The 22,246-nt window shown below is 60.9% G+C and carries 22 protein-coding genes, 1 tRNA gene and 1 pseudogene; 14 read left to right on the top strand and 10 right to left on the bottom strand.

The window, feature by feature from the left end; genetic code table 11:
- Positions 1–60 precede the first annotated feature (60 nt).
- The 3 genes from DMX11_RS13390 (at position 61) to DMX11_RS13380 (ending at position 3,600) form a co-directional block, all read left to right on the top strand.
- A complete protein-coding gene (locus tag DMX11_RS13390; protein ID WP_110744953.1) occupies positions 61–2,586 on the top strand; it encodes a TonB-dependent receptor in 2,526 nt (841 codons plus the stop codon).
- A 67-nt stretch (positions 2,587–2,653) separates the two neighbouring features.
- Positions 2,654–3,193 (top strand): hypothetical protein, encoded by a 540-nt coding sequence (locus DMX11_RS13385; RefSeq protein ID WP_110744952.1) that lies wholly within the window; start codon positions 2,654–2,656, stop codon positions 3,191–3,193.
- A gap of 20 nt (positions 3,194–3,213) precedes the next feature.
- On the top strand, positions 3,214–3,600 hold the full coding sequence (locus DMX11_RS13380) for a lysozyme inhibitor LprI family protein (RefSeq protein ID WP_110744951.1): 387 nt from the start codon (positions 3,214–3,216) through the stop codon (positions 3,598–3,600).
- Between the two features lie 134 nt (positions 3,601–3,734).
- Here the strand turns inward: DMX11_RS13380 and mnmH are convergent, their stop codons facing one another.
- Positions 3,735–4,847, bottom strand: a complete 1,113-nt coding sequence (gene mnmH / locus DMX11_RS13375) for a tRNA 2-selenouridine(34) synthase MnmH (RefSeq protein ID WP_110744950.1) — start codon at positions 4,845–4,847, stop codon at positions 3,735–3,737.
- Entirely contained in the window at positions 4,847–5,881 is a 1,035-nt protein-coding gene (selD, locus tag DMX11_RS13370; protein ID WP_110744949.1) for a selenide, water dikinase SelD, read from the bottom strand. The genes mnmH and selD overlap by 1 nt, the downstream gene beginning before the upstream one ends.
- Before the next feature lie 138 nt (positions 5,882–6,019).
- On the opposite strand from selD, the gene DMX11_RS13365 reads away from it, so the two are divergent.
- From DMX11_RS13365 to phnE, 4 genes are read left to right on the top strand one after another with little or no spacing between them, the layout of a single operon-like run.
- Entirely contained in the window at positions 6,020–6,874 is an 855-nt protein-coding gene (locus DMX11_RS13365; protein WP_110744948.1) for a putative selenate ABC transporter substrate-binding protein, read from the top strand.
- Positions 6,871–7,680, top strand: a complete 810-nt coding sequence (locus DMX11_RS13360) for a phosphonate ABC transporter ATP-binding protein (RefSeq protein ID WP_110744947.1) — start codon at positions 6,871–6,873, stop codon at positions 7,678–7,680. Before DMX11_RS13365 ends, DMX11_RS13360 begins: the two co-directional genes overlap by 4 nt.
- Complete coding sequence (locus DMX11_RS13355) at positions 7,674–8,501, top strand: ABC transporter permease (RefSeq protein ID WP_110744946.1); 828 nt, start codon at positions 7,674–7,676, stop codon at positions 8,499–8,501. The genes DMX11_RS13360 and DMX11_RS13355 overlap by 7 nt, the downstream gene beginning before the upstream one ends.
- Entirely contained in the window at positions 8,498–9,265 is a 768-nt protein-coding gene (gene phnE / locus DMX11_RS13350) for a phosphonate ABC transporter, permease protein PhnE (protein ID WP_110744945.1), read from the top strand. Before DMX11_RS13355 ends, phnE begins: the two co-directional genes overlap by 4 nt.
- Positions 9,266–9,300: 35 nt before the next feature.
- Here the strand turns inward: phnE and DMX11_RS13345 are convergent, their stop codons facing one another.
- The 4 genes from DMX11_RS13345 to DMX11_RS13330 all read right to left on the bottom strand — a co-directional run bounded on the left by DMX11_RS13345 (position 9,301) and on the right by DMX11_RS13330 (position 12,903).
- Positions 9,301–10,194, bottom strand: coding sequence for a bestrophin family protein (locus DMX11_RS13345; RefSeq protein ID WP_110744944.1), 894 nt, complete (start codon positions 10,192–10,194; stop codon positions 9,301–9,303).
- Between the two features lie 132 nt (positions 10,195–10,326).
- On the bottom strand, positions 10,327–10,806 hold the full coding sequence (locus tag DMX11_RS13340; protein ID WP_110744943.1) for a GNAT family N-acetyltransferase: 480 nt from the start codon (positions 10,804–10,806) through the stop codon (positions 10,327–10,329).
- Positions 10,807–10,922: 116 nt separating this feature from the next.
- The gene (locus tag DMX11_RS13335) at positions 10,923–11,570 is read right to left on the bottom strand and encodes a trypsin-like peptidase domain-containing protein (RefSeq protein WP_110744969.1); all 648 of its coding nucleotides are present in this window, start codon (positions 11,568–11,570) and stop codon (positions 10,923–10,925) included.
- Positions 11,571–12,006: 436 nt separating this feature from the next.
- Positions 12,007–12,903, bottom strand: a complete 897-nt coding sequence (locus DMX11_RS13330) for an SMP-30/gluconolactonase/LRE family protein (protein WP_158286176.1) — start codon at positions 12,901–12,903, stop codon at positions 12,007–12,009.
- A 667-nt stretch (positions 12,904–13,570) separates the two neighbouring features.
- Between DMX11_RS13330 and DMX11_RS13325 the strand changes: the two genes are divergently transcribed.
- On the top strand, positions 13,571–14,020 hold the full coding sequence (locus DMX11_RS13325) for a GNAT family N-acetyltransferase (protein WP_110744941.1): 450 nt from the start codon (positions 13,571–13,573) through the stop codon (positions 14,018–14,020).
- A 2-nt stretch (positions 14,021–14,022) separates the two neighbouring features.
- On the opposite strand, the pseudogene DMX11_RS13320 reads toward DMX11_RS13325, so the two are convergent.
- The 3 genes and pseudogenes from DMX11_RS13320 to DMX11_RS13310 form a co-directional block, all read right to left on the bottom strand.
- Positions 14,023–14,466, bottom strand: a pseudogene (locus tag DMX11_RS13320) (transposase); the annotation flags it as partial.
- Between the two features lie 204 nt (positions 14,467–14,670).
- On the bottom strand, positions 14,671–14,907 hold the full coding sequence (locus DMX11_RS13315; protein WP_110744940.1) for a hypothetical protein: 237 nt from the start codon (positions 14,905–14,907) through the stop codon (positions 14,671–14,673).
- 162 nt (positions 14,908–15,069) lie between these two features.
- Positions 15,070–15,154, bottom strand: a tRNA-Leu gene (locus tag DMX11_RS13310).
- Positions 15,155–15,259: 105 nt separating this feature from the next.
- Here DMX11_RS13310 and queA point away from each other — a divergent pair.
- The 6 genes from queA to DMX11_RS13280 all read left to right on the top strand — a co-directional run bounded on the left by queA (position 15,260) and on the right by DMX11_RS13280 (position 21,325).
- Complete coding sequence (queA, locus tag DMX11_RS13305) at positions 15,260–16,309, top strand: tRNA preQ1(34) S-adenosylmethionine ribosyltransferase-isomerase QueA (protein ID WP_110744939.1); 1,050 nt, start codon at positions 15,260–15,262, stop codon at positions 16,307–16,309.
- Positions 16,310–16,323: 14 nt separating this feature from the next.
- Positions 16,324–17,439 carry a tRNA guanosine(34) transglycosylase Tgt gene (gene tgt, locus DMX11_RS13300; RefSeq protein WP_177410743.1) on the top strand — a complete coding sequence of 372 codons (1,116 nt, stop codon included), beginning with the start codon at positions 16,324–16,326 and terminating at the stop codon, positions 17,437–17,439.
- Positions 17,440–17,481: 42 nt separating this feature from the next.
- The gene (yajC, locus tag DMX11_RS13295) at positions 17,482–17,817 is read left to right on the top strand and encodes a preprotein translocase subunit YajC (RefSeq protein ID WP_008092587.1); all 336 of its coding nucleotides are present in this window, start codon (positions 17,482–17,484) and stop codon (positions 17,815–17,817) included.
- A 63-nt stretch (positions 17,818–17,880) separates the two neighbouring features.
- Positions 17,881–19,743, top strand: coding sequence for a protein translocase subunit SecD (gene secD, locus DMX11_RS13290; RefSeq protein WP_110744937.1), 1,863 nt, complete (start codon positions 17,881–17,883; stop codon positions 19,741–19,743).
- Between the two features lie 10 nt (positions 19,744–19,753).
- Positions 19,754–20,662, top strand: coding sequence for a protein translocase subunit SecF (gene secF / locus DMX11_RS13285; RefSeq protein ID WP_110744936.1), 909 nt, complete (start codon positions 19,754–19,756; stop codon positions 20,660–20,662).
- Positions 20,663–20,782: 120 nt separating this feature from the next.
- A complete protein-coding gene (locus DMX11_RS13280; protein ID WP_110744935.1) occupies positions 20,783–21,325 on the top strand; it encodes a glycine zipper 2TM domain-containing protein in 543 nt (180 codons plus the stop codon).
- A 77-nt stretch (positions 21,326–21,402) separates the two neighbouring features.
- Here DMX11_RS13280 and suhB read toward each other — a convergent pair whose 3' ends face one another.
- Positions 21,403–22,221, bottom strand: coding sequence for an inositol-phosphate phosphatase (suhB, locus tag DMX11_RS13275; protein ID WP_110744934.1), 819 nt, complete (start codon positions 22,219–22,221; stop codon positions 21,403–21,405).
- Positions 22,222–22,246: the final 25 nt, after the last annotated feature.

Raw genomic sequence — 22,246 nt, 5'->3', positions numbered from 1 at the left:
TCTGCGCAGTGGCCCGTCAGACAAGAGGCCAACCGATCAAGAACAAGGAGCCGATCCACCATGCGCCGATTCCCTGGCCACCCCGTCCTCAGCCCGCTAGCCCTGGCCTTGCGCCTTTCCTGTGCCGGGCTGGCCCTGTCCGTTGCGGCCCTGCCGGCTGTCGCCGAGGAGGCCGCCCGCCGCAGCTTCGAAGTGCCCGCCGGCAACCTGGCCCAGGCGCTGGGTAGCTATGCCCAGCAAGCCGCCGTGTCGCTGGCCTTCACCCCCGAAGCACTGGCCGGCCTGCACAGCAACGGCCTGCATGGTCTGTATTCGGTGGACAGCGGTTTTGCCGTGCTGCTGGCCGGCAGTGGCTACCGGGTAGAGCGTAGCGATAACGGCTACCGGCTGGTGGCCGAGCCGCAATCGGCGGTGAGCAGTGACGCGCTGGAACTTGGCGTGACCACAGTAGCCGGGCAGGGCATGGGCCAGAGTACCGAGAACACCGGCTCCTATGCACCGGGCCTGATCAGCGTTGGCTCCAAGACCCCGACCAGCCTGCGCCAGACGCCGCAATCGGTGTCGATCGTGACCCGCCAGCTGATTGAAGACCAGCAACTGACCGACATCAACCAGGCGATGAAAGTGACGCCGGGCATCGTCACCCAGAGCACCACCTTCCGCACCCAGGACTTCCTCTCGCGTGGTTTCAGTATCCAGAACCTGCAGATCGACGGCGCTGCGCCTCAGGCGCTGGGCACCGCGATGGGTTCATTCTATTCGTCGAACATCTTCGAACTGGCCGAGTTCGACCACATCGAGGTACTGCGCGGTACTGCTGCGTTGTATGGTGGCTCGGGTGACCCGGGTGGCATCATCAACATGGTGCGCAAGCGGCCGACTTCTTTTAACCAGCTGAAGCTGACCCTGTCGGCCGGTAGCTGGGACAACTATCGCCAGGAATTCGACCTTTCCGGCCCGCTGGGCTGGGATGGCCGCGTGCGCGGTCGCCTGGTGATGTCCAACACCGATCGCCAGTATTTCACCGACAACCGCGCCACCGAGCGGCCGTTGGTGTATGGCGTGCTGGAGGCGGACGTTACGGACGACACCATGCTCACCTTCGGTGCTCGCTACAACAAATCCCACGAAACCGGCAGCAACAGCGCGGTGCCGCGCTACAGCAATGGTGCTGACCTGAACCTGCCACGGCATACCGGCCTGACCAAGAAGTGGGCCTACCTCGACGCCACCGCGCGCGAGTACTTCGCCAAGGTGGACCACCGATTCAACGACGACTGGAAGCTTAACCTCAGCTACACCAACACTTGGGACCTTGGGCTGTTCAAGACGGCGACCACTCTGAATGCAGTGGACCCGGTGACCAATACCGGAGCGACCTGGTACGGCACCTCGACCCGCCAGGAGAACGAGCAGCACCTGTATGACGGTAACGTCTCTGGCCACTTCCAGGCCTTTGGTCTGGACCATGAAGTGGTCTTCGGTGCCGACTACCAGAAGATCGACAGCCGGTGGCTGGGCACTGCGCCTTATGCCGCGTCGGGCGCGCCCGCCAACGTGTTCGACCCCGACAGCTCGGCGTTCGACGACCCCGGCAATGGGCGTGACTACAAGCGCGACTACAGCCCCAACTCGCAACGCCAGTACGGCCTGTACGGCAGCCTGCGGTTGCAGTTGGCCGAACCCTTGCACCTGATTGTCGGGGCACGTGCGCAGCGTTTCCACTTTTGGCAGACCTACACCAACAATCTGACCTCGCCAGCAAGTATCTCCAGCCCGGAGCAGCGTATAGGCACGAAGGTCACCCCGTTCGGTGGCCTGGTCTACGACCTTGACGATCAATGGTCGACATACGTCAGCTATTCGGAAATCTACAAACCGCAGTCCAGCCGAATCAGCGGCCCTGCGCAAAGCGGTTCGCCGCTCGAGCCCATGACCGGCAAAACCTACGAAACCGGCCTCAAGGGTGAGTTGTTCAATGGCGCACTCAACGCCAGCGTGGCGCTGTACTACAGCACCCGCGAAAACGAAGCGGTGCAGGACCCGAACTTCCTGGCCACCAACGCCGGCTTCTCGGGCAGCTGCTGCTATGTGTCCAACGGTAAGGTGGTGAGCAAGGGCATCGACATGGAGCTGTCTGGCGAGCTGCTGCCGGACTGGATGCTGGTGGGGGGCTACACCTTCAACCTGAACCGTAACCGCAGCGCCGATGCGCCGCTGAGCACGGTGATGCCAAAGCACCTGTTCAAGCTGTACAGCACCTACCGGCTGCCGGGTATCCTCAGCGACTTCAAGGTCGGCGGCGGCGTGCAGGTGCAAAGCGCCACGTACATGAGCGGTACAGTGAATCGCTACGACAGCAGCGGCGCGCTGGTTGAGCGAAACGTCCCGTTCGACTTCGACCAGAGCGGCTATGCGATCTGGAACGCGTTGGTCGAATACCGTGTCGATGATCACTGGAACGTCACGCTCAACGGCAACAACCTGTTCGACAAGAAGTACTACGAAACCGTGGGTACTTCGACCTATGGCAACTACTATGGTGAGCCACGCAACTTCATGGTGACCCTGCGCGGCACCTATTGAGGGTTTGGAAGCGGGGCAGGGCCTGGGTTAAGGTCATGGGCTGTCCCGTTTCTCTCAGGAATCCCCTTTGCCCGTTTTCTACCTGAGCATCAGCCTGCTGCTGTATTTGCTCGCCCTGTTCTTCGATGGCGCGCTGATGAGCGGCGAGCGTCATATGCCGGCCCTGCAGATGCTGCTGTACGGGCCATGGGGTGTGCCTTTCGGCTTGCACCAATGGTTTGCCAATCCGCTGCTGGCCTTGGCCATCCTTGCCCATCGGCGGTTTCGCCGCCTTGCATTGCTGGCTGGTCTGGCCGCTACGTACCTTGCGGCCACCAGCTTCGGCATTACCCGACTGCCGGATAACCAGACCTATGAATTCCATGACCTGACGGGTTTCGGGGCGGGCTTCTACCTGTGGTTGGGGGCAATGGGGGTGTTCTGCATTGGCCAGGCCTGGCATTGCTGGAAGGCCCGCAGCGCGGATGACATGCCCGGTTGGAGCTGGCTTGATGTAGCCTTGATCGCGGCGCTGGGTGTGACGTTGTATGCGGCCACGCAGATGCCATCGTTGCGCTTCGAGCCAGGCAAGGTGTTGGTGCCGCCAGAGCAGCCGCAGACGCTTTGATACCCACAAGGAGGGTTAGCATGATCAAGCATTACCTGGCAGGCCTGGCGCTGGCCTGCGTGCTGCCTTTGGCAGTGGCGGACGATTACACGGCGGCTTACGGGCAGTGCATGGATAAGGCCTCCAGCACCGTGGCCATGAGCGCGTGCATCGGGGCCGAAACGCAAGTGCAGGACCAGCGGTTGAACCGGTTGTACAAGCAATTGATGGGCAAGCTGGATGCCGGGCAGCAAAAACGTCTGCGGGATGTGCAGCGCAAGTGGCTGGCCTACCGTGATGGCAATTGCCAGTTCCATGTACAGGCCAGTGGCGGCACCATGGCGCAGCTGGAAGGTGGCACCTGCATCATGGACATGACCCGCGACCGCGCGGCGGAGCTGGAGCGGGTGCTTAGCCCTGGGCAGTAGCGCCTGTTCAGGCATGATTGGCTCACCTCTGCCGGCACGGGTTCAGCCGCGAACACCGGCAAACCCGGTGTCATGCACCGCTTCGCCTTCTTCGCGGTTAAACCTGCGCCTACAGGGACTGCAGGGTGCTGGTTCTATTTGCGCGGCTCGCGCAGCGCCCGGGCCTTCAGGTACTCACGCACTTCCACGGCATCCCCGGCAAACTCGATACGTTCTGCCTTGGCATCGCGCTGGTAGGCATACATCGGGTCGTAGTACTCGGTCAGCAAGCCTTCGATCCAGCCCCGGTGCAAGTCCACCGCACCACTGCGCTGCTGCACTTCCAGCGCTTCGCGCAGAATCTCTGACAGCCGCTGGTAACGCTCGCCACCCAAGCGCTTGTAGATGTTGGCCATGCTCTGCAGCATGCGCTCGGCAAACAGCCGGCGACCGTCTTCCTCGCCATGTACCGCTACAAACTCGGCACTCAGGTTGACCACGTAATCGCGCAGGATGCGTTCCACGCGGTTGGCGAAGCTGTCTTCCAGCCATACCAGCGGGTACTGCTGCATGCCCTGGTACAGCGCCAACGGCACCGTGCAGCTGCCGACGATGCGGCCTTCGTCTTCCAGCACGAACTGTTCGATACCATGGGCGCGTTTCTTCAGCAGGTCGATCGCCAGCTGGTTTTCAAAATCGATCTGCGCCGGCTGCGCGGTGGCACGCTTGCCAAAGCTGGAGCCGCGATGGTTGGCATGGCCTTCCAGGTCCAGCACGTTGGTCAACTGGTGCAGCACATCGGTCTTGCCGGTACCGGTCAGGCCGCCCACCAGCACGAAATCGCATTGCTCCACGGCCTGCTGGGTAGTTTCCAGCAAGAAGGTCCGCATGGCCTTGTAGCCACCTTTGACGCGCGGGTATTGGATACCCGCCTCATCGCGCAGCCAGCCTTGCACGATCTGCGAACGCAGGCCGCCACGGAAGCAGTACAGGTAACCTTCAGGGTGGGCCTGGGCAAACGCTGCCCAGGCTTCGAGGCGAGCCTGCTTGGTGGCGCCGCTGACCAGCTGGTGCCCCAGGGCGATGGCGGCGGCCTGGCCCTGCTGCTTATAGCAGGTGCCCACCTTTTGCCGCTCTTGGTCATTCATCAGTGGCAGGTTGACCACGCCGGGGAACGCGCCCTTGGCAAATTCGACGGGGGCGCGCATGTCCATCATCGGCACGTCGTCGAGGAATAGCTGGCGGAAGTCAGTGCAGTCGTGGCGCATCAGAACACCTCGACCGCGTGGCTCTGTCGCTCGACCAGCTTGCCGATCGGTGCCAGTTGCAAGCCCAGTTCTGCCGCCACGGCAAGGAACTCGGTTTCACCCTCTGCAGTAACCGCAACCAGCAGGCCGCCGCTGGTCTGCGGGTCGCACAGCAGATACTTCTGCTCGTCACCTAGGGCGCCGATCTTGTGGCCGTAGCTGTCGTAGTTGCGCAGGGTGCCGCCGGGGATGCAGCCCTCGGCCAGGTAGTACTCGACGCTGGGCAGGCGTGGCACGGCGGCGTAGTCCAGATGGGCAGTGAGGCCGCTGCCCTCCGCCAGTTCGACCAGGTGGCCGAGCAGGCCAAAACCGGTGACGTCGGTCATGGCTTTGACCCCGTCAAGCTTGCCGAAGCGGCTGCCGGGGGTGTTGAGGGTGCACATCCAGTCACGGGCCAGGCCCTGGTCCTGCGCGCGCAGCTTGGCCTTTTTTTCGGCGGTGGTGAGGATGCCAATACCCAGCGGCTTGGTCAGGTACAGGCGGCAACCGGCGCTGGCGGTGTCGTTACGCTTGAGGTGGCGCTTGCTGACCACCCCGGTGACGGCCAGGCCGAAGATTGGCTCGGGGGCGTCGATGGAGTGCCCGCCGGCCAGCGGGATGCCGGCTTCGGCGCACACGGCGCGGCCACCCCGGATCACTTCGCGAGCCACTTCCGGGGGGAGCACGTTGACTGGCCAGCCGAGGATGGCAATGGCCATCAGCGGGTCGCCGCCCATGGCGTAGATGTCGCTGATGGCGTTGGTGGCGGCGATGCGGCCGAAGTCGTACGGGTCATCGACGATCGGCATGAAGAAGTCGGTGGTCGAGACCACGCCGCGTTCGTCGTCCAGCGCGTACACGGCTGCATCGTCGCGCGAGGCGTTGCCGACCCACAGTTTAGGGTCCAGCGCCTGGGTGCCGCTTTCGGCCAGGATCACGTCCAGCACCTTGGGGGAAATCTTGCAGCCACAGCCGGCACCGTGGCTGTACTGGGTCAGGCGAATCGGCTCGCTCATGCGTACCTCAGCAGGTCAAATTGTTGCGCGATTGTAGCAAAGCTGGCCTTTGCGCCTGTGCCTCTTATAATTCCCGGTGTCGGCGGAATTGTCGGCGCATCTGTTGGCATTGTCCCGCTATTGAACCGGAGAACACCCATGCTCAAACGCCCACTGGCGCTCGCCGCCGGCCTCGTGCTGTCCTGCTGTGCCGTTGTCGCCCAGGCCGCTGAAACCCTACGGGTCAGCGCCATCCCAGACGAAGCGCCAACCGAGCTGCAGCGCAAGTTCAAGCCGTTGGGCGAGTACCTGGCCAAGCAGTTGGGCATGGACGTGAAGTTCGTACCGGTGGCCGACTACCCAGCGGTGGTTGAATCCCTGGCCTCCGACCGTTTGGACCTGGCCTGGCTGGGTGGCTTCACATTCGTCCAGGTACACCTGAAGGACCCGACTGCCACGCCGCTGGTGCAGCGTGAACAGGATGCGCAGTTCACCTCCAAATTCATCACCGCCAACCCCGATGTGAAAAGCCTGAGCGACCTCAAGGGCAAGTCGTTCGCCTTCGGCTCGATCTCGTCCACTTCGGGCAGCCTGATGCCGCGCTACTTCATGCTCAAGCAGGACAACATCAAGCCTGAAGAGTACTTCAGCCGCGTGGCCTATTCTGGCGCGCATGACGCCACCGTGGCCTGGGTGCAGGCGGGCAAGGTTGACGCTGGGGTGCTCAACGCCAGCGTGTGGCAGAAGCTGGTGGATGCCGGCAAGGTCGATACCGGCAAGGTGAAGGTGTTTGCCACCACACCGACTTACTTCGACTACAACTGGACCGTGCGCGGCAACATGGACCCGTCGCTGAAAGAGAAGATCAAGAAGGCCTTCCTCGACCTCGACCCGGCCAACCCGGAGCACAAGGCGATCCTCGATCTGCAGGCCGCCAGCCGCTTCATCGAGACCAAGCCTGAGAACTACGCCGGCACCGAGCAAGCAGCACGCGAGGCCGGCCTGCTCAAGTGACAGCTCTGAATGTGGCCATCCACCTGTACGGCGCCAGTCTGCGCCATGGCCAGGTACGCGCACTTGATGCGGTCAACCTGCGCATCGACCAGGGCGAACGCGTCGCCATCATTGGGCCGTCGGGGGCGGGCAAGTCCAGCTTGCTGCACCTGATGGCGACCGCTGTCCAGCCCGGCAGCGGGCGCCTGGAACTGCTCGGCGAGCAGCCTTGGGCGCTATCGGCCCGGGCGCGCCAACGCCTGCGTGCAAGGGTAGGGCTGGTGCATCAGGCGCCGCCCCTGCCGCCGCGCCAGCGGGTAGTCACTGCGGTGCTGGCAGGGCGCCTGGGGCGGTGGAGTGTGCTGCGCGGCTTGCTCAACCTGTTGTACCCCAGCGATGTAGCAGGCGCGCGGCAAGTGTTGGCCGAGCTGGGGCTGGCCGACAAGCTGTTCGTGCAGTGTGGGCAATTGTCCGGTGGCCAGTTGCAGAGGGTCGGCATTGCCCGCGCGTTGTATCAGCAGCCGCAGCTGCTGCTGACCGATGAGCCGGTGTCGGCCATGGACCCGGTGTTGGCCGACCACAGCCTGGCGTTGCTCAACCGCTATGCCCAGGCCAACGGCGTAACCCTGGTAGCGAGCCTGCATGCGGTGGAGCTGGCGCTGGCGCACTTCCCGCGGGTGATCGGGATTCGCGAGGGGCAGGTGGCATTCGACTGCCCGGCGGAAGCCGTTACCCAGCAGTTGCTGGATGCGTTGTACGCCAATGAACAACTGGCTTCGCCGCCAACCCAGGGGCCGGCCCTGACCGTGCAGATTCCGCGATGTTGAGGGCTGACGCGCGCGACCCGGCTTTAATGCCGCGGTTGTTGTTGGCCTTGTTGGCCATAGCGGTGCTGTGGCCTGGTATCCAGTTGAGCGAGCTGAACCCCGCGGTGCTGCTGCACGCAGAGAACCGGCAGCAAATCGCCAGTTTCACACGTGCTTTTTGGCCGCCGGCGCACGATACCGAGTTCCTTGCATTGTTATACCAAGCCACCTTGCAGACACTGGCCGTGGCGACTGCCGGCATGGCGCTGGCGTTGTTGCTGGCAATCCCGGCCGGTTTGCTGGCGAGCCGCGCCTTGTCCTTGGGTGCGGCGTCACGCGGGGGGCGCGCCGGGTTCTGGTCACGCTTTTTGCGCCTGCCGGTGCGCGGGCTGCTGATTTTCCTGCGTAGCGTGCCGGAGATCGTCTGGGCGTTGTTGTTCGTGCGTGCTGTGGGCCTGGGGCCGACGGCAGGCGTGTTGGCCATCGCCATCACCTATAGCGGCATGCTCGGCAAGGTCTACGCCGAGATCTTCGAGTCGGTTGACCAGCGCCCGGCCCATGCCTTGTTGCAGGCGGGCAGCGGCCGGTTGGCGGCGTTTCTCTACGGCATCCTACCCAATGCCGCCTCCGAGGTGGTGTCGTACACCGTGTACCGCTGGGAGTGCGCGGTGAGGGCTTCGGTGGTGATGGGTTTTGTCGGTGCTGGCGGGCTGGGGCAGCAGATCGACCTGTCGATGCGCATGTTCGCTGGTGGCGAGGTGGCGAGCATGTTGCTGATGTTCCTGCTGCTGGTGATCCTGGCTGACCTGCTCAGCCGCCTGCTGCGCTGGAGGTTGGCATGAATCGGGTGATCAACCTGCTACTGCTGGGCGCCATCGTGGCGGCGGTGGTGGCTTCATTTGCCTACCTGCAGCTGGACCTGCACGCGCTGGTCGGTAACGGCGGACTGGCGCAGATGGGCGAGTATGCCGGGCGCTTCCTGCACCCGGACCTTTCGCCGGGGCATTTGCAGGCGGTGTGGCGCGGGGCGCTGGAAACCCTTGCCATGTCCGGGCTGGGCACCTTGTTGGCGATGGTGCTGGGGATGTTGCTGGCACTGCCGGCGGCGGGTCGCTTCGGTTGGCCGTTGCAGGGGGCGGCGCGTTTGCTGCTCAATGCCTTGCGGGCCATTCCGGAACTGGTGTGGGCGGCGCTGACCGTGCTGGCTGCAGGGCTTGGGCCGAATGCCGGTACCCTGGCCTTGGCGCTGCACACCGCAGGGGTGCTGGGGCGGCTGTTCGCCGAGGCGCTGGAGAACGCGCCGCCGGAACCCGCGGCGGCGATCCGCTTGCAGGGTGGTAGCCAGGTCGCGGCGTTCTGCTTCGGTACCTTGCCCAATCTGTGGCCGCAGTTGCTGGCCTACAGCCTGTATCGCTGGGAGAACAACATCCGCATGGCCAGCGTGCTGGGGTTTGTCGGAGCGGGCGGGCTGGGGCAGATGCTGTACACCACGTTGAGCCTGTTCCAGGAGGCTCAGGCCAGCACCGTGATCATCGGCATGCTGGTGCTGGTATTGCTGGTGGATATGTTGAGTGATGTGTTGCGCCAGCGCTATGTGCGTGCCTGACCGATAGCCGGGGCTGCTTTTCCGCCCCGCAGCTCTCAGGCATCCACAGCTTCGGCACACTGCGCCTCCCGTTGCATCGACTCCAGGTTGCGCTCGATCGTTTCGCAAATGGTATCCATCTGGATCTGGTGCTCACTGAACCGGAACGGGCTTTGCAAATCTGTCCCTATCCGCTCAATCGCCAGCAACATGAACCCCACCACCGTCGAAGCCAGTGGCGTGAACCAGCCCAGCGACTCCACCAACCCTACCGGCACGATCAGGCAGAACAGAGTGATGAACAGCCGTGGGAAGTACACATAAGGGTAGGGCAATGGTGTATTGGCGATCCGCTCCATGCCACCCTGGGCATTGGACAGGTCGACCAGCGTCGACTCCAGCCGTGCCAGGCGAATGCTGTCCAGCCGCCCGGCCTGGTATTCCCGCGCCAGCAAGGCCGCTGAGCCGCCGAGGATGTCGTTGGCGAAATTGTTCGAGCGGTTGCGCCTTTCAAACTCGGCTGGCGGGATAAAGGCCATCAACTCGTCCGGGCACGACTCACCCTTCAGGTGCGCCGCCAGGCAGTTCACATAGGCGATATGCCGACGCAGCAGGGTCGCCTTGACCGGGTTGAGGCCGTCGTCCGGGTCATCGATCAGGGTCAGCGTTTGCCGTGCGAAGCTGCGCGAACTGTTCACCAGCGCGCCCCACAACGTACGCGCCTCCCACCAGCGGTTGTAGGCACTGCTGTTGCGAAAACTCACCAGCACCACCAGTGCCGAACCCAGCAAAGTCAACGGGATCAGCGGCAGGCTGAACTTGCTGTTGAAGAACAGCATGAAGTCGATGGTAACCAGCACATCCCAGATCAGCAGCCAGAACAGCGACCAGCCGATGTAGCCGATGGTCTTCACCACCAGGCGGTACTTGCGGGCGATGACGTCTTTCACGCGGGGGTACCTCGGAACGCGGGGGATGCAGGATCGGACGTCGAGGGGCGCCGAAGGTTCGGGTGCCGAATGTTGCAAGGAATTTAGAAGCTGAAATGATGAGATAAGTCTGACCCGGCTAGACCGGGCCCGTTAGCTGAGCAGCTGCTTCATCTGCACCAACGCCACCCGCGTGCCATCCCACGCCTGCCGCTCCTCGATACCGAACGGTATGAAGCCCAGTTGCGGATAGAGCAGCAAGCCTGCGGTGTTGTGATTGAAGCATGACACCCAGACCTCCCGGGCGGCGTATTGCTGGCGGGCCAGGTCGATCATGGCGGTCACCAGATAGCGCGCCACGCCTCGGCCGCGGGCGGCGGGCGCCACGACGACGTTGCCCAGGGCACACACGCCGCCGTGTTCGGCTTTGTAAAAGTTGGCGAAAGCCAGGACCGTGCCCTTGTCTACCACCACCGTGGAGCCGCTGCGTTGAGCGATGGCGTCACTCAGCTGGACTGGGGTGAGGGGGTAGGTGGCTTTGGGGAACATATAGAACAGCTCGTCCGCGCCCTGCGGGAAGTTGCAGATGGCGGGGATGTCGCCCGGCTGAATCGGGCGGTGGGTCAGGTACATGGCAGATCCTTCTTGCGCGGGCTGGGCGCGCCTCTTCGCGGGTCAACCGCGCGAAGAGGCCATCAGCCTTGCATCATAAGCCGCTTTGCATCCGTATAGGTGGCCTGCCACTCAACTCATGGCTTGGCCGCTACTGCCACGTAGCCTTTCACCGCAGCCGGCGCGCGTGGCCTGGCCTTGTTGGCCAACTGGTACTGATAGCGCCGCCATTCCTTGTCGATCTCGTTGAACGACATGAATACGCTGATACGCTCCTTGCCCGCCAGGTCCGGGCGCTTGCCCGCGTCGATTTCGCTGGTGGGGATGATGGCAACGTTGATGCCCACTACCTGGCCGTCATCGGCGAAGACTGGCCCGCCCGACATGCCCTTGGTAATCGGGCCGTCATGCACCGAGTAGAAGACGCTGCCCGGCGTACCTTCAAGCCGCACCAGCGAAGGCAAGGCATGGCCCTTGCCCTGCATCGGCATCATGAAACTGTTGAAACCTACCGCCGTCACCGCTTCCCCAGGTACGTACTGGCGCCAGTGCGGCACGTTGCTGGCCTTGTGTTTGAAGAACACCACGTCACCGAGGCCCTCGTGGACCACGTTGCGCAGGAAAGGGGTGTGCTTGGCGGTGACGGCGTATTCATCGTTCCACTGAATAGCGCTTGCCATCAGCAACATCGGCAGCGGGGCGCCGGAAGTCACCACGAAAGCCTGGCTGTAGACAGGGTCGGAAACGTAAGACGTTGGCACTCCATTGCACCCACCGAGCAGCATCATTGCCGCCATGCAGGGCGCGATTTTTTTCATGGTTCACACACGGGTGGAGAAATGGGAGCGCAACTATGGCTAAGTGCCACTACCTCATCAATACTTTCGGCATATATCCGACGAATGACAGCTTAAGTGCTATCCATGTGTGCGGCCAATAGAATGCGGGTATGGCTCCCGGCCGCCTGGTCATTGAGGTGGCGTCAAATCTGCGCGGGGCTGCTCATGAAGAAATGGCAGAAAAAAAACCGACCATAAGGTCGGTTTTTTCGGGATCTTGGTGCCTGAGCGGGACTTGAACTGTGTCCCCCCATTGGCGATAGCCCCCTGTAAACAACGCCACTTCCATACAGCTAGGGTGATCGGGCACCGTCGCTTTAGGCAATGAGGTCGCTCATGGATCTAAGCAACCAGCAAGGTCAATGACCAAATCGTCTTAAAGTTAGATTTTTGGTATGCGCACCACTGAGCCAGTGTATTTGGGGTCTGTAGTGTCTTTCACAACCGTCACGTACATATACTTCTCGTCCGCATCGAAGGCAACATTCGTCGTTCCATCGCCACTGGCAATGTCAAACTGGTGCAGCAATACCCCTTCAGGAGAAATTTTGAGAATTTTCGAACCTTTCCATTGCGCCACATAGATATTACCTGTGCGGTCAATCTTCATGCTGTCAGGCCCTAGGGCAATGGATTTAGTAGCGTCATTAGTGAGGAGATTGAGGAAGGCAAAATTGGCGCGATCTGTTAAGGAGCCATTATCACTGATGTTGAATTTCTTGATGGTATTGCCAAATGTTTCAGTAACATACAGTGTTTTTTGATCTGGAGAAATTGCGACGCCGTTCGCGTGGTTAAGGTAATCCGCAACCAGTGTCCACTGACTTGAGCCTGGTGCCAGGTATAGAATTTTACCGACGACAGGGGCTTGGGGGCCGCCAGGGCCAGTCAATGTCGCATATGCGCCACCATTTTTGGTGACTACAATGTCGTTAACACCCCCTGCCATGGGGTGCCCATCTGCATCCTGCTCCCAACGGCGGATTTCTTGTCCATTAAGATCAGTTTCGATAATGGCTCCAGGTTCGGAATCACAAGCCAGCAATAACGTATTTTTCTGAGTGAGTGCCAACCCATTTTGGCTGCACTTTTTATCGCTGTTGATTACCGTTTTTTTATCGCCATCCATGCGAATTAGCTGGTAGCCTTCCCACGCTACGAAATACAGCTTGCCTTCGATAACTAAAGGACCTTCGGGGCCTAGGATATCCGTAGCAATGACTGTTTCGTCAGCTAAACATACCCCTGCACCTAGCATCAGTGAGACGAAGGAAATCATTCTTAGTAATTTCATTAGCATGCCCCCAGCTGCAACATAGTTATATTGTATTTTTCTGGCCAGCCAAAAGCCCATTTCTCGGCGAGGGGCGCAGGCCGCCAGGCGTGAAGAAATATTCTAATCGCTGTCTTGTTTTTGCCTAAAGAAGCTCATGGCCAGCGCTCGGGTCAGAGTGTCTCGCCAGTCCTAGTTGGACGCACTAACAGCGCGTGCTGAAAGCCATTAAAAGTCTGCTTAAAATCACGCGCTGGGATTGAGTATTGCAGATAGGGCAGGAGAGACACAGGGAAAACAATAGAACCGAAAATATTCCAAAATCAGATGGCACACCGCATTGCCCTACCCCAAGGATTCTGTTGCCACCACGGGTTATAGAGCGTGAATTTCCGATCACCGTCCGTTGACACCAAGTTAAGGGGGATGGCGCAGCCGTTAGCTATCTGCTTGATGCCCTTGATTCGGAACAAGCCATCTTCGGACAGGGGTGTGCGCTCCGTCCTGACCGACCATTACGACTGATATTTCTTGTTGGTATCGTCCATGACTGGTGACGTTTGGACGGGGCAAGGTAGATGCTGGATGCGTGGGACTGCCAGTGAGGTGTAAGCGCCAGGGAAGGCACATTGCGATGCGCTAAGCTGTAATCCTTTAGGATTGAGGTCTCAGCATGGAATGCCACGTTCGTCCCGCCACGAGCAGAGATGCAGCAGCGATAAGCCGCGTAGTTATAGCCGCCCTGCGTGAGTCAAATTCACAGGACTATCCGCCTGATGTGATCGCTCAGGTTGAGCAGAGCTTTTCTCCTGAAGCCATCACCACACAGCTTACGAAGCGTAGGGTCTTCGTAGCCTTATTGGGCGAAAACATTATTGGCACTGCCGGTCTCGACGGTGACGTCGTCAGAAGTGTTTTCGTTGACCCAGCTCACCAGAAAGGCGGTATCGGGCGGCATTTGATGGATGTCATTCATACAACTGCTGCCAGCGCAGGAGTTGGAGCTGTACGTGTGCCATCGTCGATTACAGCTGAAAGGTTTTATACCGCGTTGGGTTATCAGAGAATCCGCGACGAGTTTCATGGGGCGGAACGCACCATCGTTATGGAGAAGCGGCTGTAGGATTATTCCAGCCTATTTACCCACTTATGCGGCAATAAATCAGTGATCTCACTGGCCCACTGCGTGGGCAGCCGCGTCAGCACATCTTTGAGATAGGCATACGGATCATGCCTATTCATACGCGCCGACTGGATCAGGCTCATGATTGCAGCCGCCCGTTTACCACTGCGCAGCGACCCGGCAAACAGCCAGTTCGAACGCCCGAGCGCCCATGGCCGTATTTGGTTCTCGACCTGATTGTTGTCGATGGGGCTGTAGTCGAGCGCTTTGGCCGTGGCCGATCCATTGGGCACCAAGTCGCGCTGGGCCAACATCCAGTCATGCATTGTTTTGCCAATCGGTACCGCCAACTTCTGACGTATTCGCCAACGATCTCCATCACTCATGTCCCGAGCCTGGCGCTCGATCTCGTGCAAGCCGCTGATCGAGTGCAGCGCTTGTTCGGCCGATCTTCTCCTGCCCGTACAGACTCGTTGAGGTCGTTGATGTACCCATTGTTTTTGCGCGTTTTCAGCTTGTACTGGTAGCTGGAGTACTTCGGGGCGAATTCCCAGGACAGGACCGCTATGAGCTTATTAAGTGCCGACTCCACTTCGAGCCAGGAATGCATGATCGCCGCTCTAGGTGAGATTGAGGCTAACAGGGCTGTTTCAGCTGGAAGGGCAGATGTGACGGGGGGCGTTTAGCACAACAGTGCTGGATGAGAGCTCTTCCTGAACAGCTTTCAGCTTGTCCTCAAGATCTATCTCGAGGTCGCCATACTTCAGGCTGCGGATCGTGGGTAAGAGCTGTACGACGTGCTTCTTCAAGGCAAAGACCACGACAATGATGGCAACCGGCCAAGCCAGCGAGGAGGTGAGCGCTGCTACGCACTGCTTCCAATCCATGGTGACACCCTCGAAAGCCGATGCTTGTTAAGTGTGTAGCCAAAAAAAGGCTCAAGACCTACTGACCGCTAGCCAGGCATGGATCGCACCAGCCAGCGTTACGCCCAAACTACGCCTTAGGCATAAAAAAAGCCTGTAGATCAGGGATCTACAGGCTCGGATTGGTGCCCCGAGGGAGACTCGAACTCCCACTCCTTTCGAAAACGGATTTTGAATCCGCCGCGTCTACCAATTCCGCCATCAGGGCGTGGCGCGCAGTATAGAGAGGTGCCGCTGGTCGGTCAATCGGCTTTCATGGTCAATTTTCACACATTGGGCTAAACTTCTCGGCCCTGCCGAACCGAACATCATCATGCGCGTCGCCGATTTTTCCTTCGAACTCCCCGATTCCCTGATCGCCCGCCACCCATTGGCCGAGCGCCATGGTAGCCGTCTGCTGGTCCTCGATGGGCCGAGCGGCGCGCTTACGCACCAGCAATTTCCCGATCTGCTCGACTACCTGCGCCCCGGCGACCTGATGGTGTTCAACAACACCCGGGTGATCCCGGCGCGGTTGTTCGGCCAGAAAGCCTCCGGCGGCAAGCTGGAAGTGCTGGTCGAGCGTGTGCTCGACAGCCATCGGGTGCTGGCCCATGTGCGTGCCAGCAAGGCGCCGAAAGAGGGCGCGGTCATTCTCATCGATGGCGGTGGCGAGGCCGAAATGGTCGCGCGCCACGACACCCTGTTCGAACTGCGCTTCACCGAAGAGGTGCTGCCACTGCTCGACCGTGTGGGCCATATGCCGCTGCCGCCTTACATCGATCGCCCAGACGAGGGCGCCGACCGTGAACGCTACCAGACCGTGTACGCCCAGCGTGCCGGTGCGGTCGCCGCGCCCACCGCCGGCCTGCACTTCGACGAGGCGTTGCTGGAAAAAATCGCCGCCAAGGGCGTCGATCGTGCCTTCGTCACCCTGCACGTGGGGGCCGGCACCTTCCAGCCGGTACGGGTGGACAAGATCGAAGACCACCACATGCATAAAGAGTGGCTGGAAGTGAGCCAGGACGTGGTCGATGCCATCGAGGCCTGTCGTGCCCGTGGCGGCCGGGTGATCGCGGTCGGCACCACCAGCGTCCGTTCGCTGGAGAGCGCTGCGCGCGATGGCGTGCTCAAGGCCTTCAGCGGCGATACCGACATCTTCATCTATCCTGGCCGGCCGTTTCATGTGGTCGACGCCCTGGTCACCAACTTCCACCTGCCGGAGTCCACGCTGCTGATGCTGGTCTCGGCCTTCGCCGGTTATCCCGAGACCATGGCCGCCTACGCGGCGGCGGTCGAGCAGGGGTACCGCTTCTTCAGTTACGGTGATGCCATGTTCATCACCCGCAATCCGGCGCCACGTGGCCCCGAGGATCAAGCATGAGTCGCACCTGTCGAATGTCCTTCGAACTGCTGGCCACCGACGGCAAGGCCCGTCGTGGTCGCATCACCTTCCCCCGTGGCACCGTGGAAACCCCGGCGTTCATGCCGGTGGGCACCTATGGCACGGTCAAGGGCATGCTGCCACGCGATATCGAGGCCATTGGCGCCGAGATGATCCTGGGCAACACTTTCCACCTGTGGCTGCGCCCGGGCACCGAGGTGATCAAGAAGCACAATGGCCTGCACGATTTCATGCAGTGGAAAGGTCCGATCCTCACCGACTCCGGTGGTTTCCAGGTATTCAGCCTGGGCGCCATGCGCAAGATCAAGGAAGAGGGCGTGACCTTCGCTTCGCCGGTCGATGGTTCCAAGGTGTTCATGGGCCCGGAAGAGTCGATGCAGGTACAGCGTGACCTGGGCTCGGACGTGGTGATGATCTTCGACGAATGCACGCCTTACCCGGCCGAGCACGATGTGGCGCGCAACTCCATGGAGCTGTCGCTGCGCTGGGCCCAGCGCTCGAAGAACGCTCACGCCGACAACACCGCGGCGCTGTTCGGGATCGTCCAGGGTGGCATGTACCAGGACCTGCGCATGCGCTCGCTGGAAGGCCTGGAAAACATCGGCTTCGACGGCCTGGCCATCGGCGGCCTGTCGGTAGGCGAGCCCAAGCACGAAATGATCAAGGTGCTGGATTACCTGCCGGGCCAGATGCCGGCTGACAAACCTCGTTACCTTATGGGGGTAGGCAAACCGGAAGATCTCGTTGAGGGTGTGCGCCGCGGCGTCGACATGTTCGACTGCGTGATGCCGACGCGCAACGCGCGCAACGGTCATCTGTTCGTCGATACAGGGGTGATCAAGATCCGCAATGCGTTCCATCGCCATGATGATTCGCCGCTGGATCCGACCTGTGACTGCTATACCTGCACCAACTTCTCGCGTGCCTATCTGCATCACCTGGACAAGTGCGGCGAAATGCTGAGCAGCATGCTGAATACCATCCACAACTTGCGCCATTACCAGCGCTTGATGGCCGGTTTACGCGAGGCTATTCAACAGGGTAAATTGGCCGCCTTTGTCGACGCCTTCTACGCCAAGCGCGGGCTTCCCGTACCGCCTTTGGACTGACTGTTTGCATCCATTATTAGAAAATTACATTAGGAGTGCCCAATGAGCTTCTTGATCCCCGCCGCATACGCGGACGCTGCAGCACCTGCCGCTGGCCCAGCCGGCACCGGCTTCGAGTGGATTTTCCTGGTCGGTTTCCTGGTCATCTTCTACCTGATGATCTGGCGCCCGCAGGCCAAACGTGCCAAAGAGCAGAAGAACCTGCTGAGCAACTTGCAGAAAGGTGACGAAGTTGTCACCAACGGCGGTATCGCCGGCAAGATCGTCAAGGTTTCCGATGACTTCGTGGTTCTGGAAGTGTCGGACACTGTCGAGCTGAAGTTCCAGAAGGGCGCGATCGCTGCGACCCTGCCAAAAGGTACGCTCAAGGCTATCTGAGTTACCGGTTTTATTTTCCAGTCGGGGCGCGCAACGCGCCCCGCGTCTTGAACGGGCGGCGTGATGCTGAACAAATACCCTCTGTGGAAATATGCACTGATCGTGCTGGTACTGGTGGTCGGTTTCATTTATTCCGCTCCCAACCTCTACCCGGATGACCCGGCGGTGCAGATCAGTGGTGCCAGCTCGGCGCTGCAGGTAAACCAGGCCGACCTCGATCGCGTCAGCAAGGCGCTGGTCGATGCCAAAATCGCGGTCAAGGGCGCGAGCCTGGGCGAGAAGGGCAGCGGGCTGATCCGCCTGACCAACCAGGAAGACCAGCTGCCAGCCAAGGATGTTGTGCGCAAGGCACTGGGCGATGATTACGTCGTGGCCCTGAACCTGGCCCAGACGACCCCGCAATGGCTGCGTAACCTGGGTGCGAGCCCCATGAAGCTGGGCCTGGACCTGTCCGGTGGTGTGCACTTCCTGCTGGAAGTGGACATGGACAAGGCCATGACTGCCCGCATGAAAGTCTACGAAGGCGAGGTCAAGACCTTGCTGCGCAAAGAGCGCGTCCGCTACCGCAGCCTGCCTCAGCAGGATGGCGGCATCATGCTGGGCTTCGCTGACGATGCCACCCGCGAACAGGCACGTGCCCTGATCCGCAAGAATTTCAATGATTTCGACCTGACCACCACCGACCGCAACGAGCTCGCGGTGCTGCGTCTGGCGCTGACCCAGGCAAAAGTCGCCGAGATCCGCGAATACTCGATCAAGCAGAACCTCACCACTGTGCGCAACCGCGTCAACGAGCTGGGCGTGGCCGAGCCGCTGGTACAGCGCCAGGGCGCCAACCGTATCGTGGTCGAGCTGCCAGGCGTGCAGGACACTGCCGAAGCCAAGCGTATCCTCGGTAAAACTGCCAACCTGGAGTTCCGCTTCGGTGCTGAGCCAGGTGCATCCAAAGCCACCACCGAAGTGTTCGAGTTCCGTGAAGGCGGCCGCTCTGCCGCGGTCGAGCGGGGCCTGATCATCACCGGTGACCAGGTTACCGACGCCCAGGCCAGCTTCGACGAACACGGCCGCCCGCAGGTGAACATTCGCCTGGATGGCCACGGTGGCGAGCTGATGAGCCGCGCAACGCGCAGCAACGTCGGCCGCAGCATGGCGGTAATCTTCATCGAGCAGAAGCCGGTTACCCGCTACGTGAAGCAAACCGTCGACGGCGTCGAGAAGGACGTTGCCGTACAAAGCTTCGTCGAAGAGAAGAAGATCATCAGCCTGGCGACCATCCAGTCGCCACTTGGCAGCCAGTTCCGCATCACCGGCCTGAACGGCCAGGGTGAATCGTCCGAGCTGGCTCTGCTGCTGCGTGCCGGTGGCCTGGCCGCGCCGATGTACTTCGCTGAAGAACGTACCATTGGCCCAAGCCTGGGTGCTGACAACATCACCAAAGGTATCGATGCGTCGCTGTGGGGCATGCTGTTCGTCTCGCTGTTCATCATCGCCATCTATCGCGGCTTCGGCGTGATCGCCACCATCGCTCTGGCGGGCAACATGGTCCTGCTGCTGGCGTTGATGTCGCTGCTGGGTGCTACCCTGACACTGCCGGGTATTGCCGGTATCGTGCTGACCATGGGTATGGCAGTGGACGCCAACGTGCTGATCTTCTCGCGTATCCGCGAGGAGCTGAAAGCCGGCATGTCGGTGCAGCGTGCCATCCACGAAGGCTTCAACCGTGCGTACACCGCGATCATCGACGCCAACCTGACCAGCCTGCTGGTCGGCGGTATCCTGTTCGCCATGGGTACCGGCCCGGTCAAAGGCTTTGCGGTTACCATGTCCCTCGGGATTTTCACCTCGATGTTCACCGCCGTCATGGTGACCCGCGCAATGGTCAACCTGACCTGCGGCGGGCGTGACATCAAGAAGCTGTGGGTTTGAGGGAGCTGCGATGAAAACCATCAACTTCATGGGCGTGCGCAATGTCGCGTTCGCCATTACCGTGCTCCTCACCGTACTGGCGCTGTTCAGCTGGTGGCAGAAGGGCCTGAACTTTGGCCTGGACTTCACCGGCGGTACGCTGATCGAGCTGACTTACGAGCGCCCGGCCGACCTCAAGGCGGTGCGTGCCGAGCTGGTCGACTCCGGTTTCCACGAGGCGGTAGTGCAGAGTTTTGGCGCTACCACTGACTTGCTGGTGCGCATGCCGGGCGATGACCCGCAGTTGGGCAACAAGGTCGCTGCTGCGCTGCAAAAGGCCGGGGGTGACAACCCTGCCACAGTCAAGCGGGTCGAGTTTGTCGGCCCGCAGGTGGGTGAAGAACTGCGCGACCAGGGTGGCATGGGCATGCTCCTGGCCTTGGGCGGCATCCTCATCTACCTGGCATTCCGCTTCCAGTGGAAGTTCGCCGTGGGTGCGATCATTTCGCTGATCCACGACGTCGTGGTGACCCTGGGTATCCTGTCGTTCTTCCAGATCACCTTCGACCTGACGGTGCTGGCCGCGGTGCTGGCGATCATTGGCTACTCGCTGAACGACACCATCGTCGTGTTCGACCGGGTACGTGAAAACTTCCGCGTCATGCGCAAGGCTTCGTTGATCGAAAACATCAACGTGTCCACCACCCAGACCTTGCTGCGCACCATCGCCACTTCGGTTTCGACCTTGCTGGCAATTGCCGCGCTGCTGTTCTTCGGTGGCGACAACCTGTTCGGCTTCTCGCTGGCACTGTTCATCGGTGTTCTGGCCGGTACCTACTCGTCGATCTACATCGCCAACGTGGTACTGATCTGGCTGAACCTGAACAGCGAAGACCTGATCCCGCCGGTCAAGGCTGAAGGTGTGGACGAGCGGCCCTAAGGCCTAGTCCCTACGCCATACGGCGGCCCAAAGGCGCGAGTGTTGAACTCGCGCCTTTTTTTTTGCTCCAAGGCTGGGAGAAGGCGGGGTTACCCCCGCGGGTATGATCAGGAGGTTCATGTGAACAAATCAATGCTGGTGGGCGCGGTACTGGGTGCTGTCGCTGTGACTGCCGGAGGTGCTGTCGCAACCTACAGCTTGGTCAACAAGGGGCCTGAATATGCGCAGGTCACTGACGTGCAACCGATCAAACAGCAGGTTAAAACCCCGCGTGAAGTATGCAAGGACGTCGCCGTGACGCGTCAGGCGCCAGTCAAGGACCAACACCAGATTGCCGGCACCGTGGTCGGTGCTCTGGCGGGCGGCTTGCTGGGTAATCAGATTGGCGGCGGTACCGGCAAGAAGATCGCCACCGTGGCCGGTGCGGTCGGTGGCGGTTACGCCGGTAACAAGGTGCAAGAAGGCATGCAGCAGCGTGACACCTACACCACCACGCAAACCCGCTGCAACACGGTCAACGACATCAGCGAGAAGGTGGTGGGTTACAACGTGACCTATTCCATCGGTGATCAGGTTGGCAAGGTGAAGATGGATCGCGAGCCGGGCTCGACCATCCCGCTGGACAAGAATGGCAAGTTGATCCTGAGCGAAGCTGGTCAGTAATTTACGTTGTCACGCAAAACCATCAGGCATAAAAAAAGCACCTCGAGAGGTGCTTTTTGCTGTCTGGCAATTTGCGCTTAGCGCTTCATGCTTTCCGGCAGGTGTGGCTGGATAGCGGTCAGTACGGCCTTGAAGCACTTGATGTTGCCTGCAACGATGTGGCCCTTGTCGAGGAAGTCGTGGCCACCGTTGAAATCACTCACCAGGCCGCCGGCCTCTTGGATCAGCAGCACGCCAGCTGCCATGTCCCACTCGGACAGGCCGGACTCCCAGAAGGCGTCGAAGCGGCCAGCGGCAACGTAGGCCAGGTCCAGGCTGGCGGAGCCGGCGCGGCGGATGCCGGCGGTCTGGCCAGTCAGGGCGCGGAACATGCCCAGGTAGTTGTCCAGGTCGGCCATCTGGCTGTCGCGGAACGGGAAGCCGGTACCCAGCAGGGCGCCTTCCAGGCTGGTGCGCGAGCTGACGCGCAGGCGACGGCCATTGAGCTGGGCGCCACGGCCACGGCTGGCGGTGAATTCTTCTTGGCGAACTGGGTCGACGATTACCGCGTGCTCGAGGCGACCACGGTATTTGCAGGCGATGCTGACCGCGAAGTGCGGGATGCCGCGCAGGAAGTTGGTGGTGCCGTCCAGTGGGTCGATGATCCACAGGTAGTCTTTGCCTTCTTCGCCGGTACCCGCGTGCAGGCCGGTTTCCTCGCCCTGGATGGAGTGGTTCGGGTAGGCCTTGCGCAGGGCATTGACGATGCTTTGCTCGGCGGCGCGATCGACTTCGGAAACGTAGTCCTTGGCCTCTTTCTCATCGACCTTGATGCTATCCAGGCGTTCGATGGAGCGGAAAATCAGTTCACTGGCGCTGCGAGCGGCGCGCAGGGCGATATTCAGCATAGGCTGCATGGGCGGGTCACCTGGAGATGTTAAA

Origin of the sequence: Pseudomonas sp. LB-090624 (assembly GCF_003205205.1) — a bacterium.
GTDB lineage: Bacteria > Pseudomonadota > Gammaproteobacteria > Pseudomonadales > Pseudomonadaceae > Aquipseudomonas.
Note: the sequence above shows the minus strand (reverse complement) of the source record. Positions and strands in the feature narration are given on the sequence as shown.

Coding starts and splice junctions, on each gene's coding strand:
- DMX11_RS13365 (WP_110744948.1), top strand. CDS start 6,020: ATGCTCAAACGCCCACTGGCGCTCGCCGCCGGCCTCGTGCTGTCCTGC.
- DMX11_RS13330 (WP_158286176.1), bottom strand. CDS start 12,903: ATGATTTCCTTCGTCTCACTGATGCTAGGTGCAGGGGTATGTTTAGCT.
- DMX11_RS13315 (WP_110744940.1), bottom strand. CDS start 14,907: ATGGATTGGAAGCAGTGCGTAGCAGCGCTCACCTCCTCGCTGGCTTGG.
- DMX11_RS13355 (WP_110744946.1), top strand. CDS start 7,674: ATGTTGAGGGCTGACGCGCGCGACCCGGCTTTAATGCCGCGGTTGTTG.
- DMX11_RS13340 (WP_110744943.1), bottom strand. CDS start 10,806: ATGTACCTGACCCACCGCCCGATTCAGCCGGGCGACATCCCCGCCATC.
- queA (WP_110744939.1), top strand. CDS start 15,260: ATGCGCGTCGCCGATTTTTCCTTCGAACTCCCCGATTCCCTGATCGCC.
- yajC (WP_008092587.1), top strand. CDS start 17,482: ATGAGCTTCTTGATCCCCGCCGCATACGCGGACGCTGCAGCACCTGCC.
- secD (WP_110744937.1), top strand. CDS start 17,881: ATGCTGAACAAATACCCTCTGTGGAAATATGCACTGATCGTGCTGGTA.
- DMX11_RS13335 (WP_110744969.1), bottom strand. CDS start 11,570: ATGCTGCTCGGTGGGTGCAATGGAGTGCCAACGTCTTACGTTTCCGAC.
- suhB (WP_110744934.1), bottom strand. CDS start 22,221: ATGCAGCCTATGCTGAATATCGCCCTGCGCGCCGCTCGCAGCGCCAGT.
- selD (WP_110744949.1), bottom strand. CDS start 5,881: ATGAGCGAGCCGATTCGCCTGACCCAGTACAGCCACGGTGCCGGCTGT.
- secF (WP_110744936.1), top strand. CDS start 19,754: ATGAAAACCATCAACTTCATGGGCGTGCGCAATGTCGCGTTCGCCATT.
- DMX11_RS13325 (WP_110744941.1), top strand. CDS start 13,571: ATGGAATGCCACGTTCGTCCCGCCACGAGCAGAGATGCAGCAGCGATA.
- mnmH (WP_110744950.1), bottom strand. CDS start 4,847: ATGCGCCACGACTGCACTGACTTCCGCCAGCTATTCCTCGACGACGTG.
- phnE (WP_110744945.1), top strand. CDS start 8,498: ATGAATCGGGTGATCAACCTGCTACTGCTGGGCGCCATCGTGGCGGCG.
- tgt (WP_177410743.1), top strand. CDS start 16,324: ATGTCCTTCGAACTGCTGGCCACCGACGGCAAGGCCCGTCGTGGTCGC.
- DMX11_RS13380 (WP_110744951.1), top strand. CDS start 3,214: ATGATCAAGCATTACCTGGCAGGCCTGGCGCTGGCCTGCGTGCTGCCT.
- DMX11_RS13390 (WP_110744953.1), top strand. CDS start 61: ATGCGCCGATTCCCTGGCCACCCCGTCCTCAGCCCGCTAGCCCTGGCC.